The organism is Rhizomonospora bruguierae (assembly GCF_018397995.1).
GTDB lineage: Bacteria > Actinomycetota > Actinomycetes > Mycobacteriales > Micromonosporaceae > Rhizomonospora > Rhizomonospora bruguierae.
Map to the genome: position 1 here is coordinate 1 of NZ_BBQH01000115.1, position 4,867 is coordinate 4,867.

Sequence of the window (4,867 nt, forward strand, 5' to 3'; positions counted from 1 at the left end):
CGGCGCCGGCTGATGGATAGGTCGCTGTTGCTGATGGCTGCTTCGGTGGTGCCGTGGTGGTCGGTCAGGAGCCAGGAGACGCCGGTGGCTGTGCGCGTGGCGATGGTGGCGCCGGCGTGGGTGTAGTAGCGGGTTGCGGTGGCGGTGCTGTTCTTTGGTTTGCGGACTTCGGTGCCGCCGGGTAGGTAGAGGGTGTCTCCTGTGGGGTCGTGGCGGATGAGGCGGTTGCCGTCGGCGTCGTAGACGTAGGTGGTGGGTCCGGCGGTGTCGGTGGACGTCTTGAGGTGGCCCTCGGTGTCCCAGTCGAGGGTCTGGTTTCCGGCGGGTCCTGGCCGGGTCTTGGTGTTGCCGGTCGGGTCGTAGGTGTAGGTCTCGGTGCCGGTGGAGGCGCCGGAGGTGGTGACTTTGCTGAGGGTGTGGGGTTGGGCGCCTGGGCCTCCGCTGGCGGGGTAGGTGTAGTCCCTGACGGTGTTGGTGGCGGCGTGTTGGGTTTCTTTGGTGCGGTTGCCGGTGTCGTCGTATTGGTAGCTGTGCCAGTACGGGGCGGGCCCGCCTAGGCTGTTCAGGTTGGGGTCGTTTGTGCAGTTGCCGCTGGTGGGGGTCCAGGCTTCGGTGAGTCGGCGTAGGTAGTCGTAGCGGTAGCACTGGTTGTCGACGCTGCCGCCGGCGGGGGTGTCGCTGATGCCGGTGATGTTGCCGATGGCGTCGAAGGTGTAGTCCAGGTTGAAGATCTCCGACTTGAGTTCGGGGATCGCGTCGGCGTGGGTGAGGCGGCCGGTGGGCTGGTCGTAGCCGTAGGTTATCCAGGTGCGCTTCGGGCTCTCGCCGAGCATGCGCTGGGTGAGGTGGCCTAGCTGGTCGTAGGTGACGGTGTTGACGTAGATCTGCGCGGCGGACATGAGGTAGTCGGCGGCGCCGACGTCGTTGTAGGCGTAGAACAGCTTTTCGCTGGTTAGGTCGGCGGCGGCTGGCAGGGTGCTGGTGGCGATCTGGTTGTTGACCTTGTAGGTCGTGGCGTAGGTGTAGACGCACGGGGTGGCGCCGGGCGCCGCGCACAGGGTGCTCTCGGACGTGGGCAGTGTCACCTTCGTGCCGGTGACGCGTCCGGCGGTGTCGATGCTGGTTGTTTCGTTGATGTAGGCATTGGTGGAGCCGGCGGGGTGGTAGCGGATGGATTTGGTGAGTTGGCCGATGCCGTTGGTGACGCCGTCGTAGATCCATTGGGCGCGGAGCAACCCGGTGGCCGACCCGTCGCGGAGTGAGGTCTTTCGGCCGAGGTCGTCGTAGGTGTAGACGAGGGTTTCGTTCTTGGCGTTGGTGGTGGAGGTGAGCTGTCCGGCGGCGTCGTAGGCGGAGGTGGTGACGCCGCGGTCGGGGTCTTCGTCGCGGATCTTTCGGCCGCGCTGGTCGTACCGGTAGGTCCAGGTGTTCCCGGGTTGGTCCTTGACGGTCTCGAGGTCGCCTCGATCGTTGTAGGTGTAGCTGGTCCGGATGTAGGTGGTTGGGTCGTTGCTGCCAACGGCCGCTGGGGTCTTGTACTGGCGTAGTTCCACCGTGCGCTCGCGCGCGTCCACGATGGTGGTGGTCGCGGTGCCGCCCTCGGGTGGGGTGACGCTGGTGCGTTCGCCGGCGTATTGGGTGGTGGTCCGCCATTTCACGGTCGAGCCGACGGTAAACGCGGCATCGGTGATACGGCCGGCGCCGTCGTAGGTGTTGATCGTTTTGGCGGGGATGGCGGGGCGGCCGACCTCCGTGACCAGGGTGGTGTCGGGTGGGGCGTTGGAGGTGTCGTAGTAGGGCGGCGCTGTCCAGGCGACCAGGCCGCGGGAGTCGTAGACCGTATCGGTGAGGGCGCGGCCACCACCCGGCGCTTGGGTCTGGGTTTGGCGCTGCCGCAGTAGCCCGTCGAAGAGGGTGATGGAGGTGGTGTAGGTGTTGTCGATGGGCAGCAGCGTCTCGGTGGTGACGGCGGTCGGCGCGTTGCTCCGGACGGTGTAGGTGTATTTGGTGTTCGGCTGCTGGGTGGTCTTCGACCTGCCTGGTAGCCAGACCTTCACGAGCCGGCCGAGTCCGTCGTAGGCGAGGTCGGTGCGCCGGTTGTTGGCTTCATCCAGCACCGTCAGGGGCAGTTGCCACCCGGTGGCCATGGTGGTGGTGACCGCCCGGCCGAGGGCGTTGGTGGCCTTGGTTGAGGTGACGGGGCCGGTCAAGGCCGGGGTATACGTCGTGCTGGTCTTGCGGTTGAGCGCGTCGTATGCGTCGCGGACGCGACCGTTGGCGTCGAAGGTTCCCCGGCCGGTGGTGATCCAGTTCGGTGTGGTGCCGGTCCAGGAGTCGATCTCTTCGGTCTTGGCCGTGTCACCTTGGACTGGGAGGTCGGTGTTCCAGTCGTTGGTGTCCTTGTCGTACGTGATGCGGCTGGAGGACACCATGTCCGCGGGCAGCGACGGTGTGGTGTCGCAGTTGACGCCGACGGTCTCGGTCTTCTTGACCTTGTCGAGCATCCAGTTGGCGGCGTTCCGTGCGTACCACGTGCGGGTGCAGATGTCGTCCGCGGCGGTGGACTCGTCGCCCAGGTCGTCGACCTGGGTGGGCAGGTTGTCGCTGTTGTAGGTGGTGACGGTCTTGGTCAGCCGGGTCGTGCCGTTGGACAGCTTGAGGCGGGTGCGGGTGGTGCCGACGTTGGTCATCCAGGCCTTCAGCGCGCCGAAGGTGGCGGTGGGCCCTTGTTTGACCGGTATGGTGATGGTGCCGCTGATCCACGAACCGCCGGCGCCGAGCAGGGTGGTCTGTTCCAGGAGCATGCCGGCGTAGGCGTCGTGGTCGGTGACGACGGTGCCTTGGGAGTCGGTGACGGTGACCTTGCGGGTGCCGCCGGTGACCTTGTCGCCGTCCATGCCACGCAGGTACACGTACTGAGTCGCCGACTGGGTGCCGGACTCCAGCCCTTCCCGGACGGTGACCTTGCCGTAGCCGCGGAACTCGCTCCAGGTGCGTTTCTTCGGCTCGATCAGCTCGGAGTCGTTGTAGTGCCAGGCCGGGGTGTCGAGGTAGTCGTAGTTGGTTTGCTGGTGCTCGAACCCGCCGGTGTTGTCGTAGATGTCGACTCGGGCGACCCGGTACTTGTGGAACCAGTTGAGGGTGGGCTGCTCCCCTTCTGGGGCGTAGTACTGGGGGAAGCACCGCTTGGTGTTGGTCGAGGGGTCAGACGGCACAGTGCTGGGTGTGCACTCGGGTGCCGAGTAGGTGACGCCGAACTGCGCGCCGGTCTCGGTGGTGATCGTGGTCAGGCGGTAGCGGAACAGGTCGGAGCGGCCGTCGGCGGGCCGGTCGACGCGGTTGGGTAGGGCGTCCGCGCCGGGGTCGAACACGACCTCCGGGTCGGAGACCTCGGTCCCGCCGGCGGTGGTGACCTTCCCGGTGCGGGTGATGCCGACAAGCCACATCGGTTGGCCGTCGTTGCCCCCGGCTTGCAGGTACGCGTGGCGCAGGGTCCACCATTCGACATCGGTGTAGGTGGTGCCGGTGCCGGAGTAGACCTGGGCGCGGATCCGCGAGAGCCGTTTCTGCGTCCAGTACGTGGGTGAGAGCTTGTCGGTGCACGGCACGGCAGCGCAGTACTGGTCCCACGGCGTGTCGGGCCACGAGGCAGGGATCGGCTTTCCTGCGCTGTCGTAGCAGGTCGCGCCGGGCGTACACCGGTCGGCCACGTCGAACAGGATCTGCGCGGCGGCGGGTGTGGTGGTCGCGGCGTCGGAGCGGTTGCCGTACTCGATACGGGTCAGGTACCCGCCACGGTCGTAGGTGGTGCGCTTGTTGACGTCACCTTCACGGCCGTAGGCCCCGGTCTCCCGGGTGTAAAAGTAGGTCATGGTGTTGCCGTGCGGGTCAACGACGTAGTCCAGGTTCCACCGCCACGCCTGCGTGCGGCGCGACGCGGCGAAGTCGCCCGCGGTGTAGCCGGGCTCGCCGGGGTGGTTGCCGTAGACCGGGGTGGTCCAGGTGGAATCCGTCGCCGTGCTACCGGACGTGCCGCCGGAGCCCTTGTTCCAGCCGAAGTAGTACTGGATACCGTCCGTGGTGGTGACCCGCCAGTACTCGCCATTGTCGTCGCCGTTATTGATGGTCGCGTCGGTCAGCAGCTCAATCTTGGAACCGTCGTCGGAGACACCCTTCCACAGCTTCCCGGTAGACTTGACCAGCTCGGTGGAGTGCCCATTCAACGAGAGGGTGGCGTTACCCTCCGGCTTGAGCCAGCACTGATCCCCGCCGTAGACATTCTTGTTGTTCGGGTCAACCCCGTCGACGGCGTCCTTGTCGTCGTTGCAGGACTTGTACTGCCGTTCAATGAAGCCGGGCCACAGATCCCACCCGTCACCGATCCAGGAGCCCTGGTTGTTCGTGCCCGAGGTACGCCCATCGACGGCGTTGGAGTTGTATGACAGGGACAGGTTCGGCTCCGGCCCACCCACCCCGGGCGGGACACGCAGCGGGTAGGACCACGAAAACGCGCCGGTCTGCTGAGACACATCCCAGGTAGAGGCCGGAGACAGGGAAGTGGCCGTGTAGTCACCCGTCTGACCACCCGATCCCGCGGTAGCGGCCAGCGTGGTGACAGCGCCCGAAGCGCCGACCGGGACACGGGCCGACACGGCTGCGCCGTCATTCGTGGTCTTCAACGGACGGTCGTCGGCGAGGTTGACCAGACGCAGCCGGGAAGCCCAGTCAGCCCCATACGCGGAGGCGAACGTCGCATAGTCCACCCGCACCTCGACCACCCCGGGAGCGTGCTGCCCGTCGGAGCGGGAGACCTGCAGGAGCAGGCCGTCCACCCCGGCCTCGGTCGTGGCGGCGCGGTCCATCACCC

At 66.7% G+C, this 4,867-nt stretch carries 1 protein-coding gene; it reads right to left on the reverse strand.

Annotated features, from left to right (window positions below; translation table 11 throughout):
* A partial coding sequence (locus KJS59_RS30145) for a SpvB/TcaC N-terminal domain-containing protein (protein WP_213457323.1) occupies positions 1 to 4,867 on the reverse strand: 4,867 nt, incomplete at both ends.